This is a genomic window from Brevundimonas sp. CURTG3B2_SDJG (assembly GCF_057364705.1).
This window is the reverse complement of sequence record NZ_JBNFOJ010000288.1, coordinates 1-3,431: the sequence shown is the minus strand read 5'-3', so window position 1 is coordinate 3,431 and position 3,431 is coordinate 1. Positions and strand designations below refer to the sequence as shown.

The following is a 3,431-nucleotide window of genomic DNA, read 5'->3' as shown; positions in this document are numbered from 1 at the left end:
CGCTCGCTGGCCCTGGCGGCCCTGGCGGCCCTGGGCGCGGGCGGCGAGGACGGCCGCGCCAACACCGAGGCGATGACGGTCGACCAGAACAGCGAGTTCTGCCTGAACATGTCCAAGCTGATGCTGTTCCAGTGCCTGGCCGCCTCGCGCCCCAGCTACGAGGACATGTTCTGCGTCGGCCGCCACATCGCGCGCGACCTTTCGACCTGCACGGCCCAGAACATCACCCCGCGCCCGCCGACGTGCCGACCACCGCCGTGGCCGACGCTCCGGTCCAGTCGCCGGTCGCCGCCGAGGCGGCCGCGGCCTCGACCTCGGCCGCCGTATCGGTGAACAGCGGCCGCTGAGATTCCGCGGACGCACGGAAACGCCGTTGGCGGTTGCGTCCGCGGGCGCTTGCGTGTAATAGCCCGCGCTCTTGAATTCGAGGGTTCATGACCCCGCCGCGCGGGCCCTGGGTTGGCGCGGCGTTTCCGTTGTTGTTGAGGCGAGCCAGATGGCCGAGATCATTCTGAACGTGGACGTCCGCGACGGCGTCGGCACCGGCGGCGCCCGCGCCGCCCGTCGCGCCGGCATGGTGCCGGGCATCCTGTACGGCGGCGACAAGGCCCCGGTGGCCATCTCGGTCAACGAGAAGGACTTCCGCAAGAACCTGTACACCGGCAAGCTGCTGGGCCACCTGGTGACGCTGAAGTACGGCGACGAGACCCAGCCGGTCATCGCCCGCGACGTCCAGTTCGACCCGGTCACCGATCGTCCGCTGCACTTCGACCTGATGCGCGTCGACGAGAACCAGACGATCAAGATCGAAGTGCCGGTGCACTTCATCAACGAAGACCAGTGCCCGGCCTTCCGTCAGGGCGGCTCGCTGGAGATCGTCCGCCACACCGTCGAGATCGCCGTCCGCGCCGACCACATCCCGGAAGACCTGATCGTCGATCTGGCCGGCCACAAGCTGGGCGACACCATCCGCTGGTCGGACCTGAAGGTCCCCTCGGACGTGCAGCCGACCGTCACCGACCGTGACTTCGTGATCGCTTCGATCAAGACGTCTTCGGCCGCCATCTCGGCCGCCGCCGACGAGGCCCACGACGCCGAAGTCGCCGCCGAGGCCGCTGAAGCCGCCGAGGTTCCGGCGACCGAACAGGCCGCCAACGAGGCCGCCGAGGGCGAATCGACCGAAGGCTAAGCCCCTTCGTTTCGACTGTTTCTGGAGCGGCCCCTTCCGGTTACGGATGGGGCCGTTTCCTTGTCTGGACCCCGCCATGATCATCGTCGCCGGCCTGGGCAATCCGGGCCCGAAATACGAGAAGAACCGCCACAACATCGGCTTCATGGCCGCCGACGAGATCGCGCGGCGCTGGTCCTTCGGCCCCGAGCGCGCCAAGTTCCAGTCGGTGATCCGCGAGGGCGAGGTCCCGACCGCCAAGGGGCCCGTCAAGGTCCTGCTGATGAAGCCGCAGACCTATATGAACGAAAGCGGCCGGGCCGTCGGCGAGGCGGCGCGCTTCTACAAGATCAAACCCTCCGAGGTCATCGTCTTCCACGACGAGATCGACCTGGCTCCGGGCCGTTTCCGAATGAAGACCGGCGGCGGGGCCGCGGGCCAGAACGGCGTGCGCAGCCTGATCAGCCAGTTGGGCGCCGACTTCCGGCGCGCCCGCATGGGGGTGGGACACCCGGGCGAGAGCCACCTGGTCATGCCGCATGTGCTGGGCGACTTCCACAAGGCCGACCTGCCCTGGCTTCAGGCCATGCTGGACGCCGTCGCCGACGCCCTGCCCTTCGCCTTGGCGGGCGACGACGAGCGCTATCAGGGCGAGGTCATGCGACTGGCCCCGGCGCCGAAGTTCAGCCCGCGCCAGACCGCGCGCGGCGAAGGCTGATCCCGCTCACCAGTCGTATTCGACGGTGTAGCGCAGGGTGCGCGACGACTGGGCCGGAACGCGAAGACGCCAGGCTGGATAGCCGCCGTCGGCGATCACGCTGCGGGCGCTCGAACGCAGGATGCGGAACCCCCGTTCGCGGTATTCGACTGGGACCAGCTCGATCTCGATCGGGAAGGGCTTGTCGTTGACCACCGTGGCCAGGATCTCCCTCCGCTCGCGCCGGCTTTCCCGTTCGCCGATCGTTTCCTCCTCCAACACCTCGTGCTCGACGGTCAGATCCATCGCCCCGCCGAACTCCAACTCGACCGGCAGGCCGACGCCCTTGTCGCGGAACGAAGCCTGGCCCGTCAGCAGGCCGACGCCGCGCTGGGTCTCCAGCAGGCTCACGCCGCCGCCCGGCATGGGCACGCCCAGTCCGTCGCGCGCCTCGTTGCGCAGGCGGATCAGCATCATGGGAGCGTGAGGCTCCTCGTCCTCGCCCGCTTGAATCATCTCCCGATAGATGCGGGTGAAGCGGACGCCCTCCTGCTCCAGGAAGCGCACCTGCTTGGTCTGACGAGCGTTGACGTCCGTCGGCTCGGGCAGGGTGTAGATCTTGTAGTCCCCCAGATCGCCCAGCCTGGCGACGATACGGCTGCCGGTGACCACGATCTCGTCGACTCCGCCCACCGCGTCGAAGTTCGCCGCACGCATGGCCATCGGCGCCGGATAGGGCGTGGCCTGCAGTTGCAGCGGCGGCAGCGGCCGTCCCTGGGTCGTGGTGTCCGTCGGCCAGCAGGAGCGGCGACCCGGGTCCAGCACCGGTTCGACCGGCCGGGTGTCGTCGTCGCGGTTCAGATTGCCGGCCACCACCTGCACCGGCGCGTCGGCGAACCCCGACCCGCTGAAATTGGCCAGGGTGATCCAGCCGGTCAGGTTCAGGGTTCGGCCGTCCGGGTTCAGCCGCGCCACATAGTCCGCCGACCACTGCAGGCCGGTCGCCAGATAGGCCAGGGTCACCGTATAGCGCCCCGCCTCCGGCGTTCGGGTGCGAACCGACAGGATCGGCTGGTCGGACAAGCCCTCCGGGACCCGGTCGAACACGATGCGTTGGGTCAGGCCCTGACAGTCCAGGGCCTCGAAGCGGCCGTCGATCTCGAGCACCGGCCCGTCGGCGCTCGCCCGCAGCAAGGCGGGAACCAGCGTCTCCTCGCCGGTCTGGCGGTTGGTCCGGGCGACCCGCACCCGTTCGCCGGCCGAGCGGCTCAGGAGCGAGCCGGGCGTCAGCAGGTCGAAGTCGGCGTTCCGTTCGATGGTTCCGCCCGGCAGGCCCTCGACCAGGGCGGTCTGGGGCGCGATGCCCGAGGCCACGCCCTGGAAGCGGATCACCGTCTCGCCGGCCGGCAGGTCCAGGGTGCGGGTCTCGACGATCAGCGCCAGGCCTTCGGCGCGCAGCTCCTGGGCGTCGTACGGGTCCGCGGCCCGCTCCATCAGCCGCGCGGTGTCGACCGGGCGGTCGCGATAGATGACCACGCTGGTCCGCTCGGCGCGGGCGAGACGACG

The 3,431-nt window shown here is 69.7% G+C and carries 2 protein-coding genes and 2 pseudogenes; 3 read left to right on the top strand and 1 reads right to left on the bottom strand.

Translation table 11 applies throughout. From position 1 onward, the window contains the following. From AC2W7C_RS15190 to pth, 3 genes and pseudogenes are all read left to right on the top strand, one after another. Positions 1–333 (top strand): annotated as a pseudogene (locus AC2W7C_RS15190) (hypothetical protein); the annotation flags it as partial. A gap of 163 nt (positions 334–496) precedes the next feature. Further along, positions 497–1,105 (top strand): annotated as a pseudogene (locus AC2W7C_RS15185) (50S ribosomal protein L25/general stress protein Ctc); the annotation flags it as partial. A 160-nt stretch (positions 1,106–1,265) separates the two neighbouring features. Then, positions 1,266–1,886, top strand: coding sequence for an aminoacyl-tRNA hydrolase (gene pth / locus AC2W7C_RS15180; protein WP_486002158.1), 621 nt, complete (start codon positions 1,266–1,268; stop codon positions 1,884–1,886). 6 nt (positions 1,887–1,892) lie between these two features. Here pth and AC2W7C_RS15175 read toward each other — a convergent pair. Then, a partial coding sequence (locus AC2W7C_RS15175; protein ID WP_486002157.1) for a DUF4139 domain-containing protein occupies positions 1,893–3,431 on the bottom strand: 1,539 nt, incomplete at its 5' end.

Bases quoted from the DNA above. Each gene is read 5' to 3' on its own strand.
- pth (WP_486002158.1), top strand. From the start codon at position 1,266: ATGATCATCGTCGCCGGCCTGGGCAATCCGGGCCCGAAATACGAGAAG.